The sequence below is a fragment of the Mesorhizobium sp. M2A.F.Ca.ET.046.03.2.1 genome (genome assembly GCF_003952425.1).
Taxonomy (GTDB): domain Bacteria; phylum Pseudomonadota; class Alphaproteobacteria; order Rhizobiales; family Rhizobiaceae; genus Mesorhizobium.
This window is the reverse complement of sequence record NZ_CP034449.1, coordinates 5383789-5407859: the sequence shown is the minus strand read 5'-3', so window position 1 is coordinate 5407859 and position 24071 is coordinate 5383789. Positions and strand designations below refer to the sequence as shown.

Annotated in this window: 24 protein-coding genes; 7 read left to right on the top strand and 17 right to left on the bottom strand. The window is 65.4% G+C overall.

Annotated features, from left to right (window positions below):
• Window positions 1-20 precede the first annotated feature (20 nt).
• The 5 genes from EJ072_RS25780 to EJ072_RS25755 form a co-directional block, all read right to left on the bottom strand.
• A complete protein-coding gene (locus tag EJ072_RS25780; protein WP_126081885.1) occupies window positions 21-995 on the bottom strand; it encodes a PfkB family carbohydrate kinase in 975 nt (324 codons plus the stop codon).
• Window positions 992-2023 carry an ADP-ribosylglycohydrolase family protein gene (locus tag EJ072_RS25775; protein ID WP_126081884.1) on the bottom strand — a complete coding sequence of 344 codons (1032 nt, stop codon included), beginning with the start codon at window positions 2021-2023 and terminating at the stop codon, window positions 992-994. The genes EJ072_RS25780 and EJ072_RS25775 overlap by 4 nt, the downstream gene beginning before the upstream one ends.
• Before the next feature lie 2 nt (window positions 2024-2025).
• Window positions 2026-2751 carry a GntR family transcriptional regulator gene (locus tag EJ072_RS25770; protein ID WP_126081883.1) on the bottom strand — a complete coding sequence of 242 codons (726 nt, stop codon included), beginning with the start codon at window positions 2749-2751 and terminating at the stop codon, window positions 2026-2028.
• A 691-nt stretch (window positions 2752-3442) separates the two neighbouring features.
• A complete protein-coding gene (locus EJ072_RS25760) occupies window positions 3443-4174 on the bottom strand; it encodes an SDR family oxidoreductase (RefSeq protein ID WP_126081881.1) in 732 nt (243 codons plus the stop codon).
• The gene (locus tag EJ072_RS25755; RefSeq protein ID WP_126081880.1) at window positions 4174-5352 is read right to left on the bottom strand and encodes a 4-hydroxybenzoate 3-monooxygenase; all 1179 of its coding nucleotides are present in this window, start codon (window positions 5350-5352) and stop codon (window positions 4174-4176) included. The genes EJ072_RS25760 and EJ072_RS25755 overlap by 1 nt, the downstream gene beginning before the upstream one ends.
• A 384-nt stretch (window positions 5353-5736) precedes the next feature.
• On the opposite strand from EJ072_RS25755, the gene EJ072_RS25745 reads away from it, so the two are divergent.
• A complete protein-coding gene (locus tag EJ072_RS25745; protein WP_245466991.1) occupies window positions 5737-6546 on the top strand; it encodes a helix-turn-helix transcriptional regulator in 810 nt (269 codons plus the stop codon).
• A 75-nt stretch (window positions 6547-6621) separates the two neighbouring features.
• Here EJ072_RS25745 and EJ072_RS25740 read toward each other — a convergent pair whose 3' ends face one another.
• Complete coding sequence (locus tag EJ072_RS25740) at window positions 6622-7392, bottom strand: IclR family transcriptional regulator C-terminal domain-containing protein (protein ID WP_126081878.1); 771 nt, start codon at window positions 7390-7392, stop codon at window positions 6622-6624.
• 105 nt (window positions 7393-7497) lie between these two features.
• Between EJ072_RS25740 and EJ072_RS25735 the strand changes: the two genes are divergently transcribed.
• From EJ072_RS25735 to pcaF, 3 genes are read left to right on the top strand one after another with little or no spacing between them, the layout of a single operon-like run.
• Entirely contained in the window at window positions 7498-8355 is an 858-nt protein-coding gene (locus tag EJ072_RS25735; protein ID WP_126081877.1) for a CoA transferase subunit A, read from the top strand.
• Window positions 8352-9155 (top strand): CoA-transferase subunit beta, encoded by an 804-nt coding sequence (locus tag EJ072_RS25730; protein ID WP_126081876.1) that lies wholly within the window; start codon window positions 8352-8354, stop codon window positions 9153-9155. Before EJ072_RS25735 ends, EJ072_RS25730 begins: the two co-directional genes overlap by 4 nt.
• Window positions 9156-10361: a 3-oxoadipyl-CoA thiolase gene (gene pcaF, locus EJ072_RS25725; protein ID WP_126081875.1), complete on the top strand. Its 1206-nt coding sequence runs from the start codon at window positions 9156-9158 to the stop codon at window positions 10359-10361.
• A 13-nt stretch (window positions 10362-10374) separates the two neighbouring features.
• On the opposite strand, the gene pobA is transcribed toward pcaF, so the two are convergent.
• The 11 genes from pobA to EJ072_RS25670 form a co-directional block, all read right to left on the bottom strand.
• A complete protein-coding gene (gene pobA, locus EJ072_RS25720; RefSeq protein ID WP_126081874.1) occupies window positions 10375-11547 on the bottom strand; it encodes a 4-hydroxybenzoate 3-monooxygenase in 1173 nt (390 codons plus the stop codon).
• On the bottom strand, window positions 11547-12599 hold the full coding sequence (locus tag EJ072_RS25715) for a 3-carboxy-cis,cis-muconate cycloisomerase (RefSeq protein WP_126083749.1): 1053 nt from the start codon (window positions 12597-12599) through the stop codon (window positions 11547-11549). The genes pobA and EJ072_RS25715 overlap by 1 nt, the downstream gene beginning before the upstream one ends.
• Before the next feature lie 11 nt (window positions 12600-12610).
• Window positions 12611-13225: a protocatechuate 3,4-dioxygenase subunit alpha gene (gene pcaG / locus EJ072_RS25710; RefSeq protein WP_126081873.1), complete on the bottom strand. Its 615-nt coding sequence runs from the start codon at window positions 13223-13225 to the stop codon at window positions 12611-12613.
• Window positions 13225-13977, bottom strand: a complete 753-nt coding sequence (pcaH, locus tag EJ072_RS25705) for a protocatechuate 3,4-dioxygenase subunit beta (protein WP_126081872.1) — start codon at window positions 13975-13977, stop codon at window positions 13225-13227. Before pcaH ends, pcaG begins: the two co-directional genes overlap by 1 nt.
• A complete protein-coding gene (gene pcaC / locus EJ072_RS25700) occupies window positions 13970-14374 on the bottom strand; it encodes a 4-carboxymuconolactone decarboxylase (RefSeq protein WP_126081871.1) in 405 nt (134 codons plus the stop codon). Before pcaC ends, pcaH begins: the two co-directional genes overlap by 8 nt.
• Window positions 14367-15179, bottom strand: a complete 813-nt coding sequence (gene pcaD, locus EJ072_RS25695; protein ID WP_126081870.1) for a 3-oxoadipate enol-lactonase — start codon at window positions 15177-15179, stop codon at window positions 14367-14369. The genes pcaC and pcaD overlap by 8 nt, the downstream gene beginning before the upstream one ends.
• Before the next feature lie 100 nt (window positions 15180-15279).
• Window positions 15280-16134 carry a sugar phosphate isomerase/epimerase family protein gene (locus EJ072_RS25690; RefSeq protein WP_126081869.1) on the bottom strand — a complete coding sequence of 285 codons (855 nt, stop codon included), beginning with the start codon at window positions 16132-16134 and terminating at the stop codon, window positions 15280-15282.
• 1 nt (window position 16135) lies between these two features.
• A complete protein-coding gene (locus EJ072_RS25685) occupies window positions 16136-16912 on the bottom strand; it encodes an ATP-binding cassette domain-containing protein (protein ID WP_126081868.1) in 777 nt (258 codons plus the stop codon).
• On the bottom strand, window positions 16909-17895 hold the full coding sequence (locus EJ072_RS25680) for an ABC transporter permease (protein WP_126081867.1): 987 nt from the start codon (window positions 17893-17895) through the stop codon (window positions 16909-16911). The genes EJ072_RS25685 and EJ072_RS25680 overlap by 4 nt, the downstream gene beginning before the upstream one ends.
• Before the next feature lie 139 nt (window positions 17896-18034).
• Window positions 18035-19024 carry a substrate-binding domain-containing protein gene (locus EJ072_RS25675; RefSeq protein WP_245466990.1) on the bottom strand — a complete coding sequence of 330 codons (990 nt, stop codon included), beginning with the start codon at window positions 19022-19024 and terminating at the stop codon, window positions 18035-18037.
• 76 nt (window positions 19025-19100) lie between these two features.
• Window positions 19101-20162, bottom strand: coding sequence for a LacI family DNA-binding transcriptional regulator (locus tag EJ072_RS25670; RefSeq protein WP_126081865.1), 1062 nt, complete (start codon window positions 20160-20162; stop codon window positions 19101-19103).
• Window positions 20163-20307: 145 nt separating this feature from the next.
• On the opposite strand from EJ072_RS25670, the gene EJ072_RS25665 reads away from it, so the two are divergent.
• The 3 genes from EJ072_RS25665 (at window position 20308) to EJ072_RS25655 (ending at window position 24043) form a co-directional block, all read left to right on the top strand.
• Window positions 20308-21339: a hydroxyacid dehydrogenase gene (locus tag EJ072_RS25665; RefSeq protein ID WP_126081864.1), complete on the top strand. Its 1032-nt coding sequence runs from the start codon at window positions 20308-20310 to the stop codon at window positions 21337-21339.
• Window positions 21340-21578: 239 nt separating this feature from the next.
• Entirely contained in the window at window positions 21579-22793 is a 1215-nt protein-coding gene (locus EJ072_RS25660) for an ROK family transcriptional regulator (protein WP_126081863.1), read from the top strand.
• On the top strand, window positions 22790-24043 hold the full coding sequence (locus tag EJ072_RS25655) for a M20 family metallopeptidase (protein ID WP_126081862.1): 1254 nt from the start codon (window positions 22790-22792) through the stop codon (window positions 24041-24043). The genes EJ072_RS25660 and EJ072_RS25655 overlap by 4 nt, the downstream gene beginning before the upstream one ends.
• The last annotated feature ends 28 nt before the right edge of the window (window positions 24044-24071 follow it).

The following is a 24071-nucleotide window of genomic DNA, read 5'->3' as shown; positions in this document are numbered from 1 at the left end:
TTGCCCGGTTGACGGGCTTGTTAAGTTGCAGTCGCTTCCGCCCGGCCAGGCGCGGTCATCGCTTCGCCGCGCTCGGTCAGGAACTCCTGGATCTCCATGTCGGTCGGCGCCGAGGACCCGCCATGGCGGGTGACCGAAAGCGCGGCGGCGGCATTCGCGTAGCGAGCCGCCTCGCGAGGGGACATGCCGCGCGAAAGGCCACTGACGAAGGCGCCGATATGCGTGTCGCCGGCCCCGTTGGTGTCGACGGCTTCCACCTCGAAACCCGGCACCGCGCGGGTGCCGCCATCGGCCATGCGCACCAGGCAGCCATGCGCGCCGGCGCGGATGACGACACCCTCGGCTTTGGGGCAATGCTCGGCGAGCAACCGGAGGGCGACGGTCTGCGCATCGCCGGCGCCGGCAATCTCGGCGGCCTCATTGGTGTTGCAGCTCAGCCAGGTCGCGCGCGCCAGCACCCTGTCCAGGATCGGGCGCGGAATATCGGCGATCACCGGCGTCGGATCGAAGACGAAAGGAACGCCGGCCGGCAGCGCCTCGATCCAGTCGACAAGCGCATCGCGGCTGCCGGGATAGCTCAGTGTGTAGCCCGAGGTGAAAACCCAGTCGCCCGAAAGGACTTGGACCGGCTTCATCATGTCGAACGTCAGCCGGCTCTCGGCGCCCGGCCAGGAGACGAAAGTGCGCTCCGCATCGCCGCTGATCATGGCCACGCAATTGCCGCTGTCCATCGAGGTCGACGGCGGCGTCAGCGTCTCGATGCCTTCGGCGGCGAAGGAGGCGCGCAGGAAGTCTCCGTCCGGCCCGGTGCCGAGCTGGCCGCCAAACACCACCTTCATGCCGGTGCGGCTTGCGGCGACCATCATGTTGAAACCGCCGCCGGCGACGCGGGCGTAAGCTGACGCGGTCTTTTCCGTGCCGGCCGCCGGCAACGCGTCGATGCGGTAGACGTAGTCCACCACCGCGCTGCCGACATGGACGAGCCGACCGCTCACGCCGCATCCTCCTTGCCTGGACCGGTCTTGGCCGTCCGGGCCGCGACCAGATCCGCAGCCAGCGCGCAGACCTCCGCGATGTCGATGCCATGCAGTTCGGCGATGCGGTCCTGCGGCAGCTTCGACAGACCGGCGCAGGCGCCGGCCATGCCGGCGGCAATCGCCCCGATCGTGTCGGTGTCGCCGCCGAGATTGGCGGCGATCACGGCAGCCCGCCAGGCGTCGCCTTGCGCGACCTCCAGCACCGCGAAGGCGGCCGGCACCGATTCCTGGCTGGCAACGCCGGTACCGATCAGGTCGACGATCTGCTTGATGGCTTCCTTCTCCGCCTTGCCGCGGACAAGCTCCTGCGCCCAGACAATGCGCACGGCGATGTCGCCGCCGGTGACCCAATGGCCAAGCGTAGCGCCAAGCCTTGCTGCCGCGACCGCATGGCCGGAAGCGGCGCGCCAATCGCCGCCCGAAATGCCAAGGCTGACTGCAGCGGCAACGGCACTGGCGGAAGCTATTGCGATGGATGTGTTGTGCGTGGCCCGGCAGGTTTCGGCCACCTTGGCGACCAGCGCGCCAAGCGGCTCCGACGGCATCATGATGCCGACCGGCGCGATGCGCATCGCCGCGCCATTGGTGTCGCCAGCGCGCCCGGCCTCTTCGGCCGGCACGCCGCTGTTGATGGCGTCGATGGCGCGCTTGGTCGATGGTCCGAGCAGGTCGTAGCTGCCGCGCGCCTTGACGTCGCGTTCCCAGCCGAGCAGCGCGTTCACCCAGCGCGCATGGTCGAAACGCTCGCCGGACTCGACCAGAATGTGGCCAAGCAGCAGTGCCTGCTCGGTGTCGTCGGTGATCGCGCCGGCCGGCAGCCCTTTCGACACCGGGTGATCGGCGGCGGGCGCGACGAAATCCTCGACATGGCCGTAAAGCTCGGCGATGCGGCCCGGCGACAGAAGCTGCGTCGGCATGCCTAGCGCGTCGCCCAGCGCCCCGCCGATCAGCGCGCCCATCGCCCGATCGATCGCATCCCCTGCCATGCTCAGAACTCCAGATGCAGCGCGAAATGCGCGGGGTTGAGCAGGCTGGTGACGAATTCGATGGCGCGCCCGTCGGCGGCGCGCGTCAGCCGGCGCGTGCGCAGGAACGGCGTGCCGGGCGCGCAGGCGAGAATGGCGGCGTCGGCAGCGCTCAGCATCTCGATGTCGACCCATTCCTCGCCATGGTCGGGCACGAGCCCTGCGCCACGCAGCGTCTGGTGCAGCGTGCCTTCGCGCAAGCCCCGCAGGGGTATGTCTTCCAACTCGGGCGACAGCGGCAGCCGGCTGCGCTCGATCGAGATGGCATGGCCGTCATCGGCATTGGTGCGTGCGCGGTCGACGGCGATGAAGGATGGGCTCTCGACGCCGAGCCTGGCCGCCAGTTCCGCGTCCTCGATGATCTCGAGCCGCAAGGTGCGGGTCTCGGCATTGGCGCCGGCATTGGCCAGCGCGCGCGACCAGCCGATCGCGTCGTCGACCGGCATGCCGTCGAAGGTGACGAAGGAACCGATGCCGACCTTGGTGGTGATCAGCCCGCGGCTCGACAGTTCCTCAAGCCCCTTGCGGACCGTGTTGCGGCTGACCGAGAAGCGCTGCACGAGCTCGTTTTCGCTCTGCAGCCGGTCGCCGAAGCCGAGCAGGCCGGAGCGTATCTCATGCTCCAGAACCGTCGCGATCTGCTCGGGCTTGCCCGTGCCGGGAGAGAGCTGCATAGCGCGACGGGCCATATGGATACCTGTTCAATGAACCTGTATAATCCTGTTCATTAGCGGATATGAAATGACGCGTCAACGGCTAGGTCCTTCTTCCGGTCACTATACCGGGGCAATCGCGTATGGGCTTATCGGCGACGACCAACGCCTCATCCTCGGGCTTGTCCCGAGGATCCGCATCGTGCCACGTCGTCAGGTTGCGCAGCGGCAGGAGGCTCCGCCGGTCGATCGTCCGCCCGCGACCGCCACAACCGCCCCGCCGGCTTTCCCCGCGCTGTCGTCCTCGGTACCGGCCGCTCCCGCGCCACAGGCGTCTTCTGCCTCGCTGTCGAATGCGATGCCGACGTGGTAGGAGCTCGTTCTCGACCGATTGGAGGAGTTCAAGCGTTATCCGGCTCTTGCACAGTACCGCCGCCAGCAAGGCGTATCCTATGTTCGCTTCACGATGGATCGCAGCGGTAGGTGCTCGTGGCGAGGATCGAGCAGACCTCCGGGCCATGACCTCCTCGACGAAGAGACTTTGGCGTTGATCCAGCGCGCCCAGCCCCTGCCCAAACCGCCTGCAGAGGTGCCTGGCGACCGTCTCGAACTGGTGGTGCCGATCGAGTTCTTCCTACATGGGCAGAACTAAGCCAGCCAACTCATCCGGGGGCAAAGGCGGATCATCAGGCGCTCGTCGGTTGCCGGCTGCTTCGCCCCGCACCCGTCACACCTGAGCCATGCCGCCGTCGACGTATAGCTCGGCGCCGGTTATGAAGCTTGCTTCGTCGCTGAGTAGAAACCACGCCGCCGCCGCGGCTTCTTCCACGCGGCCCATGCGGGCCAGCGGTATCTGGCTGACGATCCCGTCGCGCATTTCGTCTGGGATCGATGCCATCATGGCGGTGTCCGTTGGGCCGGCGCTCAGGATGTTCACGTGTATGCCGCGCGGCGCGAGTTCGCCAGTCCAGCTGCGCACATAGGAGCGCAGAGCCGCCTTGGTTGCGGCATATGTTCCATAGGGCGTCGCCCCTTTGACGTCGGCGACCGACCCCAAGAACAGCGCCGAGCCCCCGGCAGCCATGCGCGGCGCCGCTGCCCGCATGGTGAGAAGGGCGCCGCGCACGTTCACCGCGAAGTGGCGGTCGAAATGCTCCGGTATGCTCTCTTCCAGGTCCGCCGGTTCCATGATGCCGGCGTTGTAGACCAGCGCATCGATTTGACCGCCCTGCGCCCCGACTGTCGCGATGACCCGTTCAATATCCGCGGGGTTGCTCGCGTCGGCCACCACACTGCGCGCGGCGGGGCCAATTTGGGCGACTGCGGCTTCGACATCAACAACGCGACGGCCGGTCAGGAAGACCAAGGCGCCCTCCTTCGCCAACCGCTCGGCGATGGCCAGGCCGATGCCACTCGCGCCGCCCATCACCAGAGCCACTTTCTTCGTCATAGCTGGCATTAATTCAGCCCCCGCTGGTATTCGCTGTGCAAACGAGCTGCGGTCGGGGAGTCGAACAAGTTATCGAGACAAGCGCGTGCGGCCATCTGGCGAAACGTACCGTTTTGCGTTGGATCGCCAGCGTCATGCATCGTATCGGTCATCCAGGCACTGAACTCCTGGTACTTCCAGATGTGCGGCAGGACCGTGCTTGAGTAGGCGTCCAGCGCCGCTCTGTCGTGATCGCGCGCCGCACGCACCAGCGCCTGGGCGAGCACATCCACATCGTATAGAGCCAGATTCATTCCCTTGGCGCCCGTGGGCGGCAAGAGGTGGGCGGCATCGCCGACGAGGAAAAGATTCCGATATTGCATCGGCGCATAGACCACCGATCGCATAGGTACGAAGTCCTTGTCATGGACCACGGCATTTTCGATCGTGTTGTCGCAGAGACGCAGCCGGATTTCATCCCAGATCCGCGTATCCGGCCAGTCTGCCGGACCATCGCTAAGCGCGCATTGCAGGTAATACCGGCTCCGGTGGGGGCCGCGAGGAAGCTGCGCGACAAAGCCGTGGTCGCTGACGCCCATGATCGGATGGCCGGTAACAGGCGCCTCAACGAGCGCCGCCAACCACGCATAACCGAAGTCATGGCTGTACTTCGTCAAGACACCATCTGGGATCGATGCCCGGCTGACACCGTGCTCGGCGTCGCACCCAATGATGTAATCGCAGACGAACTCGTGAGCGCCCGCGGCATCTGAATAGCTGACCCGTGGACGCCGGTCCTCGTCATTTTGGATCGACACGTCGGTGACGCTGAAGCGGATGTCACCCGCCATGACATCGATCAGTTCGCGCAACAGGTTATTGACGAGCATTTGCTGGGTGCAGAATCGACCCGGGCTGCCGTCGTCTTCGATGGTCTCGAAAATGCGACCAACGCCGTTGACGCGATAATCAATGGTCTGGGCAAGCGGGCCGGCGAGGAGCTTGTCCGCTAATCCCCATTGCTCGAACATGCGCACGGCGCGTGCATCAACGACGCCGGCACGCTGCCGGACTTCGACGCGGGCCCGATCGATCCGCTCCAGGACAACGCAGGCCACGCCGGAGGTCCGCAGGAAGGACGCCAACGTCAGACCGGACACACCGGCTCCAACAATGATAACTGTGGTCTCTTCGGAAGTTGAAGTCATGTTTATCTTTCAGCTAAGCTTTATTTGTTTAGTCTAGGCAGGATCAAAAGCAGCCGTTTGCGACTGCGATGCTTTCTATCCGCTCGACGTCGTCGGCGAACGGAACCGAGAGGTAGCCATTGGCTGGTTCGCGAACGTAAGCTTCGTAATCCGGGCAGTAAGTCGTGTTGTCCGCGACGATGAGCGAGCCTGGGACGAGCCTGCTTTCAAGCAGGCTAGAGGTGTGTCGATGAGCCCACGGGCTCACGGCATTTCGTTCATCTCAGCGTCCCCTTCAGCATCCATCGCCACCGCGTCGGACATTATCTGAGGGTAAGGTTGACGGAAACGCGAAACTTGGCCAATATGTATTGATATTGTGCCAATTTCCTGGAGCGCGACCCTTTGCCGATCCTGCGTCAATGGAATGACTTGGCTGAGCTCATGCCCACGGTCGAAGAGGCGCGCCGAGACGTCGTCACGGTCGGCGTCGAGATGGTCACCGAGGGCTTAGAGCTGGACCATCACTCCCACCGGAAGTCGGAGCTGCTCTTGGGACTCTCTGGCGTCTTTCGTTGTGAAGTCGAGGGCGGCATCTGGATCGTGCCCCCGCAGTGCGCGCTTTGGGTTCCGGGCGGGATGGTGCATCGGATCGCAGCCTCCGGGAACATCGACAGCTATGCGGCCTTCGTCCAGCCGGCGGCAGGCGCGAAGCTGCCCACGACGTGCTGCACGATTACCGTCAGTCCGCTGTTGCGCGAGCTAATTGTCCGAAGCGCGCAGTTCCCAGCAGATCATGAGGCGGACGGAGTAGAATCGGGAGTTGCGGCCTTGCTGCTGCATGAGGTTTCGACAGCGCCGCTCGGCAACCTTCACCTGCCAATGCCAACCGATCCTCGGCTTCGTTCGATCTTCCAGGACATGATAACGGATCCAGCTGACCGCGGAACTCTCGAATCGTGGGCAAAACGTTCTGGACTCAGTGTTCGCTCGCTCGAGCGCGTAATCGCCGCCGAGACCGGCATGAGCTTCGGTCGTTGGCGACAGCAGTTGAGCATTATCCTCTCGGTGCAGTGGTTGGCGAGCGGCGCGTCGGTGAAACAGGTTGCTGGCGACCTTGGGTACGAGAACGTCAGCAGCTTTGTCACAATGTTTCGAAAGGCGCTCGGCGTCTCGCCAGCCCGTTATATGGCGGAACGCTCAAGCAGACATTGAGCACTCACCGATCGTCGGAGAACCATCGTCGCGGATGAGCGGGCAGCGCTCACTTCGGGCGGTTGCCGTTGCTGCTCAAACGAAGAAGAACTCCTCCACCCGCTGCTTGGCCGTCCGCAACACCGGCAAGATGTCGCGCTCCATCGCCTCGACCGAGAAACGCGCCGACTGCGTCGAGACATTGATGGCGGCCACGGTGCGGCCGGCGCGGTCGACGATCGGAACAGCGATCGAGCGCAGGCCGAGCTCCAGCTCCTCGTCGACGATGGCGAAGCCATCGACCCTCGCTCTGTCAATGGCCTTGCCGAGCGCGGCGCGGCCGGTGATCGTCTTCGGCGTGCGCCGTTCGATGGTCGCGTCAGCGAGGAAGGCCTTCAACTCATCCGCCGGCAGGCCGGAAAGCAGCACGCGCCCCATCGACGTACAATAGGCCGGCAACCTCGTGCCGACATCGAGCGCGACGCTCAGGATTCGCCGTCCGGGGATGCGCGCGACATAGACGACGTCCTCGCCCGACAGCACTGCCGCGTTGCAGGCCTCGCCGAATTTCCCCGCTACCTCGCGCATGACCGGCGCCGCGAAGGTCCAGAGCGATGCGCCGCCGAGCCAGGTCCGCGCGACGGTCAAGAGACGCGGCGACAGCGAGAACAGCCGGCCGGACTGGGTCGCATAGCCCGTCGCGACCAATGTCAGCAGGAAGCGGCGGGCCCCCGCGCGGGTGAGATCCGCCTCCTCGGCCATCTCCGTCAGCGTCATGCCGGCCGGATGGCGCGCGAGGATTTCCATCACCGCCAAGCCGCGTTCCAGCGAGCCGACATGGTCGCGTGAAATGGATTCCTCTTCCACGAACCTCTCCAGGCCAGCGTTGACTCCAGGCAAACTTTGGAGCTAAAAGTATCTCATATAAAACATATGTTCGCAATGCGAACTTTTCAATCACGGAGCCTGGAGATGGTCAAGTTCCTGCCGCTGAAAGAGGCGGTCGCGGATAACCTGCACGACGGCGACACCGTCGCCTTCGAGGGCTTCACCCATCTGATCCCCACCGCCGCCGCGCATGAAGCGATCCGCCAGGGCTTTCGCGACCTGACGCTGATCCGCATGACGCCCGACCTGATCTATGACCAGATGATCGGCATGGGCATGGCGAGGAAGATCGTCTTTTCCTATGTCGGCAATCCCGGCGTCGGCCTGTTGCGACGCGCCCGCGATGCCATCGAGAACGGCTTTCCGCGCGCCATCGAAGTCGAGGAGCACAGCCATGCCGGCATGGCCAACGCCTATGAGGCGGGCGCCGCCGGCCTGCCCTGCGCGGTGTTCCGCGGCTATCGCGGCGCCGGCCTCGCTTCGGTCAACCCCAACATTAGATCGGTCACCTGCCCCTTCACCGGGGAGGCGCTGGCCGCCGTCCCGGCGATAAGGCCGGACGTCACCTTCATCCATGCGCAAAAGGCGGACCGCAAGGGCAATGTGCTGGTCGAAGGTATCATCGGCATCCAGAAGGAGGCGGTCCTAGCGGCCAAGCGCGCGGTCGTGACGGTCGAGGAAATGGTCGACAATTTCGATGACCTGCATCCCAACCTCACCGTGCTGCCAAGCTGGACGATCGCGGCGATTTCCGTTGTGCCGGGCGGCTCGCATCCCTCCTACACGCATGGCTATTACGAGCGCGACAACGCCGCCTATCTCGAATGGGACGAGATCGCCGCCGACCGCGACCGCTTCCAGGCGTGGATGCAGAAGAACGTTATCGAGAGCAGCGCCGACGACTTTGCCGGCCGCGTCGAGCATCTGAGGAAAGCCGCATGAGCGACGCTGACAATCTGGGTTTCACCCCCAACGAGATGATGACGATCGCCGCCAGCCGCGCCTTGAAAAGTGACGATGTCTGCTTCGTAGGCATTGGCGCGCCGTCGGCCGCCTGCAACGTCGCGCGGCTGACCCATGCGCCCGACATCACGCTGATCTATGAGAGCGGCACCATCGGCACCGCGCCCGACGTGCTGCCGCTGTCGATCGGCGACGGCGAATTGTGCGAGACGGCGGTCACCACCGTCGCGGTGCCGGAGATGTTCCGCTACTGGCTGCAGGGCGGCCGCATCTCGATCGGCTTCCTCGGCGCCGCCCAGCTCGACAAATTCGGCAACATCAACACAACTGTCATCGGCGACTATGCGCATCCCAAGACCCGCCTGCCCGGCGGCGGCGGCGCGCCGGAGATCGCCACCTCGTCAAAGCAAGTCTACATCACCATGGCGCAGTCGAAGCGCGGCATGGTCGAGAAGATCGACTTCTTCACCTCCTTCGGCCATGGCGAAGGCGGCGACCACCGCAAGCGCCTCGGCATCGACACCGCCGGCCCGACGCTTCTGATCACCGACCTCGCCATCTGGAGGCCGGACCCGGTGACGAAGGAGTTCACCGTCGTCTCGTTGCATCCGGGCATCAGCCGCGAGCAGGTGCAGGAAACTTGTGGCTGGACGGTCAAGTTCGCGGAGGCCCTTGACGAGACGCCGGCGCCGACGGAACTCGAGCTGAAGACATTGCGCGACCTGCAGGCCCGCACCAAGGCGGCGCATCAAGGGACCGCCAAAGGGAAAGCTGCTTAAATGGCTGAAGCCTTCATCTGCGATTACATCCGCACGCCCATCGGCCGCTTCGGCGGCGCGTTGTCCTCCGTGCGAGCCGACGATCTCGGCGCCATCCCGTTGCGGGCGCTCGTTGAGCGCAACATGGGTCTCGACTGGGCCGCCACCGACGATGTTGTCTATGGCTGCGCCAACCAGGCCGGCGAGGACAACCGCAATGTCGCGCGCATGGCGCTGCTGCTTGCCGGCTTGCCCCAGGACATTCCCGGTTCGACGGTCAATCGCCTCTGCGGTTCGGGCATGGATGCCGTCACCATCGCCGCGCGCGCCATCAAGGCTGGCGAGGCCGAGCTGATGGTCGCCGGCGGCGTCGAGTCGATGAGCCGAGCCCCCTTCGTCATGCCGAAGGCCGATGCAGCTTTCTCACGCAATGCCGAAATCTACGACACCACCATCGGCTGGCGCTTCGTCAACCCGCTGATGAAGAGGCAATATGGCGTCGATTCCATGCCGGAGACCGGCGAGAACGTCGCCGAGGACTTTTCCGTCTCTCGGGCCGACCAGGACGCTTTCGCCGTGCGCAGCCAGGACAAGGCGGTGGCCGCGCAGGCCAGTGGCCGGCTGGCGAAGGAGATCACGCCGGTGACCATCCCGCAAAGGAGAGGCGATGCAATCGTCGTCGCGAAAGACGAACATCCCCGCGCCGGCACGACCATCGAAACGCTGGCCAAATTGCCGACGCCGTTCCGCCAAGGCGGCACGGTCACCGCCGGCAACGCTTCCGGCGTCAATGACGGCGCGGCCGCCCTCATCATCGCGTCCGAGGCAGCGGCGAAGAAGTATGGGCTGACGCCGATCGCCCGTATCCTCGGCGGTGCCGTCGCCGGTGTGGCGCCGCGCATCATGGGCATCGGACCGGCCCCGGCCACGAAGAAGCTGTGCGCCCGCCTCGGCCTGACGCCCGAACAGTTCGACGTCTTCGAGTTGAACGAGGCCTTCGCCTCCCAAGGCATTGCCGTGCTCCGCCAACTCGGCATCGCCGAGGACGCTGCGCACGTCAACCCGAACGGCGGCGCGATCGCGCTCGGTCATCCGCTCGGCATGTCCGGCGCGCGCATCACCGGGACGGCGGCACTCGAACTCAGCGAGCGCGGCGGCAAGCTGGCCTTGGCCACCATGTGTATCGGCGTCGGCCAGGGTATCGCGATCGCGCTGGAGCGGGTTTGACCGCTCAGGCAGATCAATAAGGCAACCCGACGTAATTCTCGGCAAGCGCCGTCGATGCCGCTCTGGAATGCACCAGGTAATCGAGCTCGGCTTCCTGGATGCGCTGGCCGAACTCCCCCGTCTCGGGGAAGCGATGCAGGATCGTCGTCATCCACCAGGAAAAGCGCACCGCTTTCCACACGCGCGCCAAAGCCTTGGCCGAATAGGCGTCGAGCCCGGCCTCCGACCTCTCGCGGTAGAATTCACGAAGCCCGGCAAACAGATAGCCCACGTCGCTGGCAGCGAGGTTCAGGCCCTTCGCGCCGGTCGGCGGCACGATATGCGCAGCATCGCCGACCAGGAACAGTTTTCCGAAGCGCATCGGCTCGGCGACGAAGGAACGCAGCGGCGCGATCGACTTCTCGAAGGACGGCCCGGTGGTGACCGCGGCCGCAATCTGCGCCGGCAGGCGGCTGCGCAGCTCATCCCAGAAGCGGTCGTCCGACCAGTCCTCGACGCGCTCACCGGCGGGAACTTGCACATAGTAGCGGCTGCGCTGCGGCGACCGCATCGAGCAGAGCGCGAACCCTCGCTCGTGATTGGCATAGACCAGTTCGCGATCGGCCGGCGGCACCTCGGCCAGCACGCCCAGCCAACCGAACGGATACTGGCGCTCGAACGTCTTCAGCGCGCCGTCCGGCACTGACCTGCGGCTGACACCGTGATAGCCGTCGCACCCGGCAATGAAGTCGCAATCGATGCGATGCGTCGCGCCATCCTTCTCGTAGGTGACGAAGGCCGACGTGCCATCGAAATGATGCAGCGCGACATTCGACGTTTCGAACACGGTCTGGAGCCCCGACGCTTCGCGCTTCTGCATCAGATCGAGCGTCACCTCGGTCTGGCCATAGACGGTGACATGCTTGCCGCCGGTGAGCGCGCTCATGTCGATGCGATGCGCGCGGCCGTCGAAGGCGAGCGAGATGCCTTCATGCGGCAGGCCCTGGGCATGCAGCCTGTCCGCGGCGCCCGCCTCGCCGAGCAGGTCGACCGTGCCCTGTTCGAGCACGCCGGCGCGCACACGTCCGAGCACATGCTCGCGGCTGGATCGCTCGAGGATGATCGTCTCGACACCAACGGTGGCGAGCAACTGGCCGAGCAGCAGGCCGGACGGCCCGGAGCCAACGATGACCACCTGCGTGCGCATCAGTGACCCAGGCTCTCGATCTGCGCGGTCAGCTCGGCTGCGAGCCTGAGCGCGGCGGCGGTCGCCACCACCATTTGCGGCAGGATCAGCCACTCCAGTGTCCAGGCCGCACCCGAGCGCTCCTGCTCATGCACCAGCGCCTGATGCATGCCGGAGAGCTGAACGGCATTGAAGCGCGCCAGCGCCACCAGCGCTTCCGCCTTCACCGGATTCTGCTTGTGCGGCATGGCCGATGAGCCACCCCCGCCGGAAAGCTTGATGTCGGAGCCAACCTCCGCCATCAGCGCGACATCCTGCCCGAATTTGCCGAGGCTGCCGGTAACGAGCGAAAGCCAGGATGCGAACTCGGCGAGCGCGTCGCGCTGGCTGTGCCATTGCGGCGTATCGGCAAGACCGAGCTTCGCGGCAAGCGCGGCGCGAACGGCCGTGGCCTTGTCGCCGAGTTTTTCCAGCGTGCCGGCGGCGCCGCCGAACTGCAGCGCCAGCAGACCGCCGGATATTTCGGCAAGGCGCTGCTGGTGACGCTCGAGCGGCGCCCTCCAGGAAGCAGTCCGATTGGTCACCGTGATCGGGATCGCCGGCTGCATGCGCGTCGTCGCCATGAACTGACGTTCTCCGAACTCGAGCTCGAGGCCGGTGAGGCGCACAACATTCTCGCCAAGCAGCAGGCCGATATGGTCGACGGCCTGCCGCAGGCGCAGCATCAGCGAGGTGTCGACGACATCCTGGCTGGTGGCGCCGAAATGCACATATGCGTCGTGCGGAGCGCCGACTGCAGCTTTGACTTGCCCAACCAATTCCGGCACCACCACGCCGTCCCTGGCGACGCCGGCCCTCAGCTTGGCCGTGTCCGGCCGGAACGACGCCAGCGCCTTCACGATCGCGACCGCGACATCGCGTGGGATGACGCCGTGTTCAGCCTCGGCTTCAGCCAGTGCCCGCTCGAAGGTGAGCATCGCATCGAGGTCCGCTTCCAGGGAGAAATGCCGCGCCGCCTCCTCGTCGCCGAGCAGGCCGGAAAGCAGCGGATGATCGAAGGGCGAAACGGTCATGGCGGCCACGGTCAGCTGTCGAAGAAGACCGTCTCCTTTTCGCCCTGCAAGTGGATGTCGAAGACGTAAGTATCGCCCTGGCGTTCGGCGATCAGCGTCGGCACGCGCAAGCGATGCTCGATGCGGGCAAGGATCGGATCCTCGGCATTTGCCTTTTCCTCGTCCGCAAAATAGAGCCGGGTGTGCAGGCCGGTATTGATGCCGCGCGCCACGATCCACAGCGTGATGTGCGGCGCCATCAGCCGGCCGTCGCGAAACGGCACGCGGCCCGGTTTGATTGTCTGGAACCGGCAGATACCTGTTTCCATGTCGGTCGGCTGCCGGCCCCAGCCAAGGAAATTCGGGTCGGCCGCGCCGCGCATCTCCGCGGGCGAGTTGTAAAGCCCGCTGGCATCCGCCTGCCAGATCTCGATCAGCGCATCCTTGAGAGGCGTGCCGGTACCGTCGAGCACTCGGATTCGGAGATCGATGCGCTCGCCCTTGGTCTCATCGTTGAGCATCGTCGAGCCGAGGTCGCTCGCATAGACGCCGCCGATGCCGCAGAAATTCGGCGTCAGCCCGATATGCACATAAGGGCCGGCGGTCTGCGAAGGGCTCTCCTTCAGTTGGTCGAGCGACTGCGCCATCAATTGCCCTCCGGCCTGTTCTCGAACAGCGTCGAGCGGCGCCCGCGCAGCACGATGTCGAACTTGTAGGCGAGCGCATCCATCGGGATGGTCGACTGCGTGTCGAGCGCGGCGATCAGCGCCTCGACCGCGGCCTTGTTGGAAATGCCGCCGACGATCGGGCAACGCCAGATCAGCGGATCGCCTTCGAAATACATCTGCGTGATCAGCCGCTGCGCGAAGCCGTGGCCGAACACTGAAAAATGGATATGCGCCGGCCGCCAGTCGTTCGGACCGTTCGGCCACGGATAGGGTCCGGGCCTGACGGTGCGAAAGGCATAGCCGCCATCCTCGCCGGTGATCGTGCGGCCGCAGCCGCCGAAATTCGGATCGAGCGGCGCGAGATAGCCGTCCTTCTTGTGACGGTAGCGGCCGCCCGCATTGGCCTGCCAGAATTCGAGCAGCACGCCGGGCACGCTCTTGCCGCGCTCGTCGAGAACGCGTCCATGGACGATGATGCGCTCGCCGATGGCGCTCTCGCCGGGCCTGGCGAAATTGTGGATCAGGTCGCTGTCGAGCTCGCCCAGCATCGCGTGCCCGAACACCGGGCCGGTCAGTTCCGACAGCGTGTTGTCGAACGATAGCAGCGCTTTCTGCGGCGAGCGCAGCACCGAGCTCTTGTAGTTCGGCGTGAAGGCCGGCGGGTGCCACTGGCGGTCGCGCTGGAAGAAGGCGCCGGTTTCCGGCGCGCGGTTGGAGCCGGACTCAGCCATGGGCGGCCTTGGCTCCGTCCATCTGCGCGAACACTTCCTTGGCGATCTTGAAGGCGCGATTGGCGGCCGGCACGCCGGCATAGATCGCGACATGCAGGAAGGCCTCGCAGATGTCGTCTCGCGTGGCGCCTGTATTGGCGGTGGCGCGCACATGCATGGCGACTTCCTCGTCATGGCCGAGTGCCGCAAGCAGCGCCAGCGTCACGATCGAGCGCTCGCGCTTTGACCAGTTGGGCCGTGCCCACACCGTTCCCCAGGCAGCTTCGGTGATCAGTTGCTGGAACGGCCGGTCGAAATCCGTGGCGGTATCCTCGGCGCGGTCGACATGGGGATCGCCGAGCACGGAGCGCCGGACCTCGAGACCGGTCCGGTAGCGGTTCTTCGTGACATCATCCATGAGCAGACTTTCCCTCCGGCAACGAGGCGACGAAATCGCGGATCAAGGTGACGAGCGCTTCGGGCTGCTCGATGCACGGGATATGCGCGGCATCGCGGATCACCTCGAAACGCGCGCCGGGGATCAGGCCGGCTAATGAGCGGACGAGGTCGGGTGGCGTCGAGCCGTCCTGATCGCCGACAATGCAAAGCGTCGGCGCCGCGATACGCCGCGCCGCGTCGGTGAGATCGGCGTCGCGCACGGCCATGCAGGTGCCGATATAGCCGGGCAGCGCCTGCCGGGTCAGCATGTTGCGGCAGCCGGCAAGTTCGGCCGAGCGCTTCGCATGGAACTCCGGTGTGAACCACACTTTCATGATGCCGTCGGCGATCACCTCGATGCCGTCGCGCTCGACGGTGGCGATGCGCGTGTTCCAGCTCTCTGCGGTGCCTATTTTATGCGCGGTGTCGCTGAGGATCAGCGCCTCCACACATTTGGGATGGCGGTTATAGAGCCTCTGCGCGATCAGGCCGCCGACCGACAGGCCGTAGAGCACCACCTTTCCGAAGCCGAAATGATCGATAAGGCCCAACAGGTCGTCGACATGGTCGTTAATCGATCGCACGCCGCTGCCGATATCGGAAAGCCCGTGACCGCGCTTGTCGTAGACCAGCATAGGCATTTCCCCGGCAAGCCGCGCGACGACATCGTCCCATATCCGGAAGTCGGTGCCGAGCGAATTGATGAAGATGATCGGACGCGACGAGCCGGCCGCCTCGATATGGCGGTGATGCAGCGCGACGCCGCCTATGCTGACGAATGGCACGATTTCGATCCTCCGAACCCACATTGCACCAGCAATTTGGTTCGGTAAATCGAAACCATCCGAGGTTGCTTCGGCCGGCTCCTGATGCGGGCCCTGCCGCCTACCCCAGCGTCAGTCCTGCCTTCCTCGCTTCCTCGCGCAGGAACGGCAGCCCGACCTCGATGACGTCGCGCGGGTCTTCCGCCACCGGCCGCCACACCGCGAGCCCGCCGGCGATGTCGACATCGACATGGTTCATGCTTTCAAGCGTGATCGCGCCCTGATAGCCGATGTCGGCGATCGCCTTCATGCAGGCGGCCCAGTTGAGCATGCCGCGCCCCGGCACGCCGCGATTAGCTTCCGACACATGCACATAGCCGAGATAGGGCGCCGCCGCCTCGAAGCCGGACGCAAAACTCTCTTCCTCGATATGCATGTGGTAGGTGTCGAGATGGATGAAGATGTTGTCGGCGCCGACCCGCTCGATAATCCGCGCCGCGTCGATGCCGCGGTTGATCAGATGCGTCTCATAGCGGTTGCAGGGCTCGATGCCGAGCTTGAGGCTGCGGGACTTCGCCGACTTCGCCGCACGTTCGAGGAAGCGGCACATGCCGTCGATCTCCTTTTGCGTCGGCGCCCGTCCGGTGGTCTTGCCGATCGTGCCGTATGTGACGCCGCCCAGCGCCTCGGCGCCCACCTCGTTGCAGACCTTGAAGGCCGGCTGCAGGAAATCGAGCGCCTCGTCGGGCCGCTCGACCACATCGAGCGCGCGCGGCAGGCCGAGCGACGGGATAAGCTCGACGCCATAGTAATTGGCAAAGCCGCGCGTGCGCTTGGTGTCGATCTCCTCGGGGCGCAGCAGCGGTATCTCCATCAGCCCGATGCCGAGTTCCTTCAGCCGATCCATCTGCGGCTCGATGCGGGCGAGGTCCCAGACCGGTGCGATGGCAAAAGTGTGCAGTCCGAAGGTATTCATGTCAGCCTCGTTGCTCATGCGCCGCCGCGGCGGCAATGTCGCCGCCGCCGACGATGCGGCTGACGACTTCGTTCATATTGGTGTTGGCGGTGACGAGATCGGCGTCCGCCCTGCCGTGCCGCAGCACGACGATGCGGTCGGTGACCGACAGCACGTCGTTCAGCCGGTGCGAGATCAGGATGACGGCGATGCCTTCCGACCTGAGCCGCCGGATGAGGTCGAGCACGCTCTGCACCTCGCGCACGGCAAGCGCCGCCGTCGGCTCATCCATGATGACGAGTTTTGGGTCGAAGGTGAGCGCCCGCGCGATCGCCACCGTCTGCTGCTGGCCGCCCGAGAACGAACCGACGGAACGGTTGATCGACGGCAGATGCGCGCCCAAGCGCTCGATCATCTTCGACGCCTGGCGGTCCATCTCGCCTTTGTCGACGAAGCCGGGGAACAGGCCGAACAGCCGCTTCGTCGGTTCGCGCCCTAGGAAGATGTTCGAAGCCACGTCCTGCTGCTTGGCCAGCGAAAGATCCTGGTAGATCATCTCGATGCCGAGTTGGCGGCGATGTCCAGGGTCGAGCGCAAGGATGTCCTTGCCGTCGAATTCGATCGAGCCCGAGTCGGCGCGGTAGATGCCGGTGATGGTCTTCATCAGCGTCGACTTGCCGGCGCCGTTGTCCCCGACCAGCCCGACCACCTCGCCGGCCGCGACGGACAGATCAACGCCATGCAAGACGTCGACCGCGCCGAAGCTCTTGCGGATGCCGCGAAGCGAAAGCAGGGTCATACGCGTGACTCCTTCCGCACCTGGTATTGGTCGATGAACACGGCGAGGATCAGCACCGCGCCGATCGCCATCTGCTGGTAGTAGGATTGCACCGCAAGCAGCGTCAGTCCGTTCTGCAACACGCCCATGATCAGCGCGCCGATCATGGTGCCCAGGATCGAGGCGCGGCCGCCGAACAGGTTGGTGCCGCCGATGATCGCCGCCGTGATCGCGGTAAGCTCGTAGTTGATGCCGGCCGTCGGGTCGCCTGCGTTGACGCGCGCGGTGAAGAGCAGGCCAGCGAGGCCGGCAAGCGCGCCGGAGAGCGTATAGATGATGCGGCGGTGATGCTCGACGCGGATGCCTGCGGCGCGCGCCGCGCCTTCGCTGTCGCCCAGCGCCAGCGTGTGGCGGCCGAAGCGTGTATAGGCGAGCACCGCATGCGCGACGATCGCCGTCAGCACGAAGATGATGACCGGCATCGGAATGCCGAAGGGTCGGCCCTGCCCGATAAAGACGATCTCGGGCGGCAGGCCGTAGATCGCCCTGCCCTGCGAGATGACCAGCGCCAGCCCGCGCGCGAGACCCAGCATGCCGAGGGTGACGATGAAGGCCGGCACGAAGGCGCGGGTGACCAGTTGGCCGTTGATGTAGCCGGCGATCGCGCCGGCCAGGATGCAGGCGATCACCGCCAGAACTGACGGCCAGCCGAGATTGACGGCGACGAAGGCCCCCGCGACACCGGCGAGCCCCATCACCGAGCCGAGCGATAGGTCGAGCCCGCCCGAGCCGATGACGAAGGTGGCGGCGATCGCCAGCACGCCGATCGTCGAGGTCGCGAGCAGGATGTTGAGGAAGTTGCTGAGCGATAGGAAATAGGGCGACAAGAGCGCCATCGCCGTGCTCAGCGCCAGAAGCACCACCAGCGACTCCAGCCTGATGTGGAGCCTTTCGACGGATGCGCGCTGCACCCGCGCCCAGAAACCGGGCTGTTCAGAAGCCATGTCTTTGCACTCTTCGGGTAGGGGAGTAGGGGAGTAAGGCAGTAGGGCAGCAGGGAGTAGAGGAGCCAGGCCTGAGAAGCGCAACTTTTGCCTTCCCTTACTGCCCTACTCCCTTACTGCCCTATTCCCGTTCTCCATCCTACTTCACATACTGCAGCATCGGCTCCTTGCCGGCGTCGATCACGTCCTTGGTCAGCACCAGCGTAGGCACCGCGATGCTGTCCTCGACCTTGTCGCCCGCCAAGGCCTTCTTGACGTTCTCCACCGCCTGCTTGCCGACGAGGTAGGGAAGCTGCGCCACCGAGGCATTGAGGCGGCCTTCCTTGATCGACTTCACCGCGTCCGAATTGCCGTCGACGCCGATGATCGTCACCTGCGGGCCCTTGCCAGCGGCGTAAACCGACTCCACCGCGCCGAGCGCCATGCCGTCATTGGCGCAGAAGATGGCGACGAGGTCGGGATGCGCGGTCAGCGTGTCGGTGGCGATCGAGGCGGCCTTGCCGCGGTCCCAGTCGCCCGGCAGCGAGGCGACGATCTCCAGCCCGGGCGCCAGCTCTTTCAGCTTGTCGGCAAAGCCCTTGGCGCGCTTCTCGCCGGTGATGTTGCCGGAGAGGCCTTCGATGACCAGCACCGGCCCCTTGGCGTCCTTACCGAGCTTGCTTGCAAGATATTCGGCGCCCTGCGCGCCGGCAGCGATGTTGTCGGAGCCGATATGGAAGGTCACCTTGACGCCTTCCTTGTCGAGCACCGCCTGGTCGAGATTGTTGTCGAGGTCGACGATCTTGATGCCGGCGTCCTGCGCCGACTTAAGGCAAGGCAGAAGATTGGTCGAGTTGATGGCGGCGGTGATCATCGCCACCGGCTTGCGCTCCAGCATGGTGTTGCAGAGGTTGAGCTGCGGCTCGGCCGCCTGGTCGCTCTCTGCCGCTTGCTGGAAATATTTCACCCCGGCTTGTTTGGCGCCGTCCTCGACGCCCTGCGCCATCGCGCCCCAGAACGGATTGGCCAGCGTCTTCATCAGCACGCCATATTCGCCGTCTTCGGCCTTGGCGACGCCGATGGCGGAAAACGCAAGCGCGGCGCCGACGGCAAGCGTAAATCGATTTATCTTCAAGAAATGCGATGTCATTCGATCCTCCATTCGATCTTTGGCGCCGGATGCCTTGGCCAGGGCCGGCGCATGTTTCCGTTCACGACAATGGGGGCTATTGTCGGTCTCCTCCCCCGGAATGCGGGCCGTTGCCTGGCGAGCCAACGGATTCCCGCTCCAACACCTGGCAGGGTTCGAGCCGCGCCGTGGGTGGTCCCACCGCGCCTTCGACCCTGCGAAACAAAAGGTTCATCGCCCCGCTGGCGATCTGGCGCACCGGCTGCACCACGGCGGCGATCGCCGGCCATGTCACCTGCATCCATTCGGCGTCGTCGAAGCCGACCAGCGAGATGTCGTTCGGGCAATGCCAACCGCGCCGGCGGAATTCGGACAGCGCCACAAGCGTGCCCTTGAGCAGCAGCGAATAGACAGCGGTCGGCCGCTCGCCCCGACCGAAATAATCGCGCAGCGACGATCGCAGCGGCTCGACGCTGACCTCCGACGTGATCACGTCGATGCGGATGGACGGGTCGAGCGCCAGCGCCTGGGTGCGAAAACCTTCCAGGCGAGCGCGCACGGTTGCCGCGCCTTCGGCGAGACCGATGATCAGGATGTGCTTGTGGCCCTTGCCCACCAGCATCCGCGCAACCTCGGCGCTGGCGGCGGCGCTGTCGGCCGAAACGGTATCGAAAGCGTCGTCGGACAAGACGCGGTCGATCAGCACGCCGGTCATGCCGTTGGCTTTCATGAAGGAAGCCGCCGGCCCGTGCTCGTTGCGCACCGGCGCCAGCACCACGCCGGCAACGCGCCAGTCATGCATGCGGCCCAAGATCTCCTTTTCGCGCGCTTCCGATTCACGGCTCGACGCCGCGACCAGCGTGTAACCGCGCTGTTCGGCAAGGCCCTCCAGCTCGGTGACCATCTGGCCGAAGAACTCGCTTTCAAACTCGGGCATGATGGCGCCGATGATGCGGCGCTTGGCCCTGCGCATGTCGGAAGCTAGTGGATCGACGCGATAGGCCAGACGCTCGACGGCATCGAGGACGCGCTGCGCATTTTCGGGCTTCACCGTTGTGACACCGGCCAGCACCTTGGAAACGGTGGCCGCGGACACGCCGGCATGGCTTGCCACGTCGTGGATCGACGGACGCCTTTGCCGGGCTTCCTGTTGTGCCATTGACCTCCTCCCGAGGGTAGGCAGTCGATTTCCTGCCTTGCTATTCTAATCGATAAATCGATTTTTCGTTCTTGTAAATCGTTTCATCGTGGATAAGACTCGAAGATGTGATTGACGCGATCCAATCGTGTCCGGGAGGAAAATCATGTCCGACAAGACCTTGCCGCTGGTGATCAGCGCGCCCGAACCGCGCACGCTAGACCTTATCTTCACGCCGCCGCAACTGGCGCGCCTGCGCAGCCATTATCGCATTGTCGAGACCACGCCGGAAGGTGTTTCCGCCCTACCCGCCGAGACGCTGGCCGAGGCGCGTTACATCATAGGCCAGCCGCCGATTTCAGCAGAGACGCTGGAGAAACTGACGGCGCTGCGCTGCATCTTCAATGTCGAGACCAACCTCCTCAACAACATGCCCTATGAGACGCTGTTCGCGCGCGGCATCCATGTCGTCACCACTGGTCTTGTCTTTGCCGAACCGGTGGCCGAGCTCGGCCTCGCCATGGCGCTCAATCTCGCGCGCAACATCGTCGACGCCGATCTCGCCTTTCGCGAGGGCAAGGAACTCTGGGGCGGCGACGGCAACCAGACCGCGCGGCTTCTCTCCGGCGCAGATGTCGGCATCATCGGCTTCGGCGACCTCGGCCGTGCGCTCAACCGCCTGCTGACCGGCTTCCGCACCCGCACCAAGGTCTACGATCCGTGGCTGCCGCCGTCGATCCTGGTCGACAATGGCGTCGAGCCGGCCTCGCTGGACGAGGTGCTGTCGCAAAGCGATTTCGTCTTCGTCGTCGCTTCCGTCACCAGCGAGAACCAGGGTTTTCTCGGCGCCGACTCTTTTGCCAAAATGCGCCAGGGTGCCGCCTTCATCCTGCTCAGCCGCGCCGGCGTCGTCGATTTCCAGGCGTTGATGCAAGCCGTGAAGAGCGGCCACATCGTCGCCGCAAGTGACGTGTTCCCGGAAGAGCCGCTGCCCAAGGACCATCCCGTCCGAGCCGTCCCCGGCTTCCTGCGCTCCGCGCACCGCGCCGGCGCGCTGGACGTCGCCTTCAAGCGCATGGGCGACATGGTGCTGGAAGATATGGACCTCGTCGATCACGGCTTGCCGCCGCTGCGCTCCAAGCGGGCGGAGCGTGAGACGGTGTCGAGGATGCGCTCCAAGCCGGTCGACAGGAACTGAGGCTGGCTCGACTCGCTGACCACCCAGCACGCGCGTGTTCGGGACCGGCTTGATCGCTCGCTTCCGCCGGCCGAACTATGAGCAATCCTGATTTCGCCGGCGTTGCCCGGTCGGTGCAGCAGCTGGCGCCCCAGTAACTCACCCCTTCCGATTGCCGTCTCCGACAATGCGACGTGATCGTTGACAACACGTCGTTTCACCAATAAGTTCGGTGACAGAACGAATTAATCGAGGCGCATGTGAGCGACCTGCCGCGTATCTCCCGCCAGTTCTCCCAGCGCTCCGTCATGGAGGCGATCGTCCAGGGCGGACCGATCTCGCGGGCCTCGATCTCGAAGCTCACCGGCCTGTCGAAGCAGACGATCTCGGAGATCGTGCGCGGGCTCGAGCAGGAAGGCTGGGTGCAGGAGACCGGCCGCACCAGCGGCCATGTCGGCCGCACCGCCGTCACCTATGAGCTCGTCCACGACGCCGCCTACATCGTCGCCGTCGACCTGGGCGGCACCAAGGTGCGCGTGGCGCTGACCGATCTCGCCTGCCAGATCTTCGCCGAGGCGGCGACGCCGACCGATCCGCGCGGCGGCCAGTTCGTCATCGACCAGATCGCGGCGCTTGCCTTCCAGGCTGCTGCCCGGGAGCGCATCCCGCGCAAGAAGATCCGCCTTGCCGTCATCGGCGCGCCGGGCGCGCCCGACCCCGCGACGGGCCGCATCCTGCTCGCGCCCAACATTGCCGGCTTCGACGCCACGAATGTCCTCGACGCCTTCGAAAAGGCGCTCGGTGTCGCGGTGATGATCGAGAACGACGTCAATCTCGCCGTGCTCGGCGAGAATTGGCTTGGCCAAGGCCAGGGCATCGACAATCTTGCCTATATCGCGCTGGGCACCGGCGTCGGCAGCGGCCTGATGCTGGGCGGGCATCTGGTGCGCGGCGCCACCCATGCGGCGGGCGAGATCGGATTCATGCCGATCGGCGCCGATCCGTTCGCGGCTGAATCGCTGCGCACCGGCGCTTTCGAGCGAGCGGTGGCGACGCACGCGATGACCGAACGCTACAGGTCCCTGACCGGCGCCCAGGTCGCGGTTCCGGCGATCTTCGAGAATGCGGCGACGGGCGACAAGGCGGCGCTTACCGTGCTCGACGAAACGGCGCGTTACCTGGCGCAAGGCATTGCGGCGATCGCCGCCGTCGCCAATCCCGAGAAGGTCATACTGGGAGGTTCGATCGGCCTCAGGCCGGAGATCCTCTCGCGCGTCAAGGACTTGATGCCGCTGTGCTTCCCCTACCCCGTCACCGTCGAGGCCGGCGAGCTGGGCGCGCGCGCCGCGCTGATCGGCGCGGCCGCCATCGGTCTCGGCCAGTTGCACAATACGCTGTTCGGCGTCGACGCGCCGGACGGCCGGATCTCTCTCCCCACCGCCCAGGCGGCTGCCTTGAAGGAGGTCGTGCTTTGACCGCAGATATCCTGACCAGGCTGCGTGCCGCTCTCGATCCCGACCAGGCGCTGGCGCTGTTCAGGAGCGCGATCGGCCGCGAAAGCATCACCGGCAACGAAGCGAATTTCGTCGGCTTCCTTGAGGCGAAAATGCGCGAGCTGGGGCTGAACGGCCTGAGCCGGGCGGATTTCCTGCCCGGCAGGCCGAACATCTGGGGCGAACGCAAGGGTGCCGGCGATGGCAAGCGCCTGCTCTTCATCGGCCACACCGACACCGTTCATGTCGACGGCTGGCGGGAGCATTGGGCCGGCACCGAGCGCGAGGACCCGTTCGGCGCGCCCATCATTGACGGGGCGGTCTGGGGCCGCGGCTCCGGCGATCTGAAGGCCGGCATCACCGCTTCGCTGGCGGCGCTCTCGTTACTCGACAAGGCCGGCATCCGCCTCAAGGGTGATGTGGCCTTCGCTTTCGTCGGCGACGAGGAGAGCGGCCAGCCCGGCACCGGCGTCTCCGCCGGCATCAAGCATTTCGTCGGCCGCATCGAGGCCCGCGAGGTCGCGGCGCCCGACTTCACCGTCTATGTCGAGCCGACGCGGCTTGCCGTCAACGCCGCGCAGATTGGCTTCTTCATCACCGACATCACGATCACCGGCAAGTCGGCCTATTTCGGCGTGCCGGAGCTCGGCAAGGATGCGTTGCGCGCCGCTCATGCCGCCATGACGGCGCTGTGGAGACACTCGGACGAGGTAGCGGCCCGGGCCGAGCACAAGCTCACCGGGCGCGGCTTCTTGCTGATCACCGGCCTCACCGGCGGCGGCTATATCGCCGTGCCTGAGCGATGCACACTGTCGCTGATCCGCAAGCTCCTGCCGGGCGAATCCCTCGACACGGCCGCCGCCGAGATCGAGGCCGCCGTGCGCGGCGCCATCACCGATCCCGAGATCACCGTGGAGTTCGCCTATCCGGCCGGACGCGATCACAGGCTGGGCGGCACCTCCGCCGAGATCGACGAGACGCGCGCCGAAGTCGCCATGCTGTCGCAATCGATGGCAGGCGCCATGGGCGGCCGCGGCGTGATCGAGGGTGCGCCCTTCTGGTCGGAATCGTCGTTCTTCGTCAACCGGTTGGGCATCCCCGCCGTCTATTGCGCGCCGGGCGACATCCGCAACTGCCACACCTTCGAGGAGCACGTCGACGTCGAGGAATACCTCGCCGGCATCGTCGGCTTCGCAGCCTTCATGGCCCGCTATTGCGGCGTGGCCGATTGAACGACCAACGAAGCAGAATGGGAGACTA

Bases quoted from the DNA above. Each gene is read 5' to 3' on its own strand.
- EJ072_RS25775 (WP_126081884.1), bottom strand. From the start codon at position 2,023: ATGGCAGGGGATGCGATCGATCGGGCGATGGGCGCGCTGATCGGCGGG.
- EJ072_RS25770 (WP_126081883.1), bottom strand. From the start codon at position 2,751: ATGGCCCGTCGCGCTATGCAGCTCTCTCCCGGCACGGGCAAGCCCGAG.
- EJ072_RS25760 (WP_126081881.1), bottom strand. From the start codon at position 4,174: ATGCCAGCTATGACGAAGAAAGTGGCTCTGGTGATGGGCGGCGCGAGT.
- EJ072_RS25755 (WP_126081880.1), bottom strand. From the start codon at position 5,352: ATGACTTCAACTTCCGAAGAGACCACAGTTATCATTGTTGGAGCCGGT.
- EJ072_RS25735 (WP_126081877.1), top strand. From the start codon at position 7,498: ATGGTCAAGTTCCTGCCGCTGAAAGAGGCGGTCGCGGATAACCTGCAC.
- EJ072_RS25730 (WP_126081876.1), top strand. From the start codon at position 8,352: ATGAGCGACGCTGACAATCTGGGTTTCACCCCCAACGAGATGATGACG.
- pcaF (WP_126081875.1), top strand. From the start codon at position 9,156: ATGGCTGAAGCCTTCATCTGCGATTACATCCGCACGCCCATCGGCCGC.
- pobA (WP_126081874.1), bottom strand. From the start codon at position 11,547: ATGCGCACGCAGGTGGTCATCGTTGGCTCCGGGCCGTCCGGCCTGCTG.
- EJ072_RS25715 (WP_126083749.1), bottom strand. From the start codon at position 12,599: ATGACCGTTTCGCCCTTCGATCATCCGCTGCTTTCCGGCCTGCTCGGC.
- pcaG (WP_126081873.1), bottom strand. From the start codon at position 13,225: ATGGCGCAGTCGCTCGACCAACTGAAGGAGAGCCCTTCGCAGACCGCC.
- pcaH (WP_126081872.1), bottom strand. From the start codon at position 13,977: ATGGCTGAGTCCGGCTCCAACCGCGCGCCGGAAACCGGCGCCTTCTTC.
- pcaC (WP_126081871.1), bottom strand. From the start codon at position 14,374: ATGGATGATGTCACGAAGAACCGCTACCGGACCGGTCTCGAGGTCCGG.
- EJ072_RS25690 (WP_126081869.1), bottom strand. From the start codon at position 16,134: ATGAATACCTTCGGACTGCACACTTTTGCCATCGCACCGGTCTGGGAC.
- EJ072_RS25685 (WP_126081868.1), bottom strand. From the start codon at position 16,912: ATGACCCTGCTTTCGCTTCGCGGCATCCGCAAGAGCTTCGGCGCGGTC.
- EJ072_RS25680 (WP_126081867.1), bottom strand. From the start codon at position 17,895: ATGGCTTCTGAACAGCCCGGTTTCTGGGCGCGGGTGCAGCGCGCATCC.
- EJ072_RS25675 (WP_245466990.1), bottom strand. From the start codon at position 19,024: ATGACATCGCATTTCTTGAAGATAAATCGATTTACGCTTGCCGTCGGC.
- EJ072_RS25670 (WP_126081865.1), bottom strand. From the start codon at position 20,162: ATGGCACAACAGGAAGCCCGGCAAAGGCGTCCGTCGATCCACGACGTG.
- EJ072_RS25665 (WP_126081864.1), top strand. From the start codon at position 20,308: ATGTCCGACAAGACCTTGCCGCTGGTGATCAGCGCGCCCGAACCGCGC.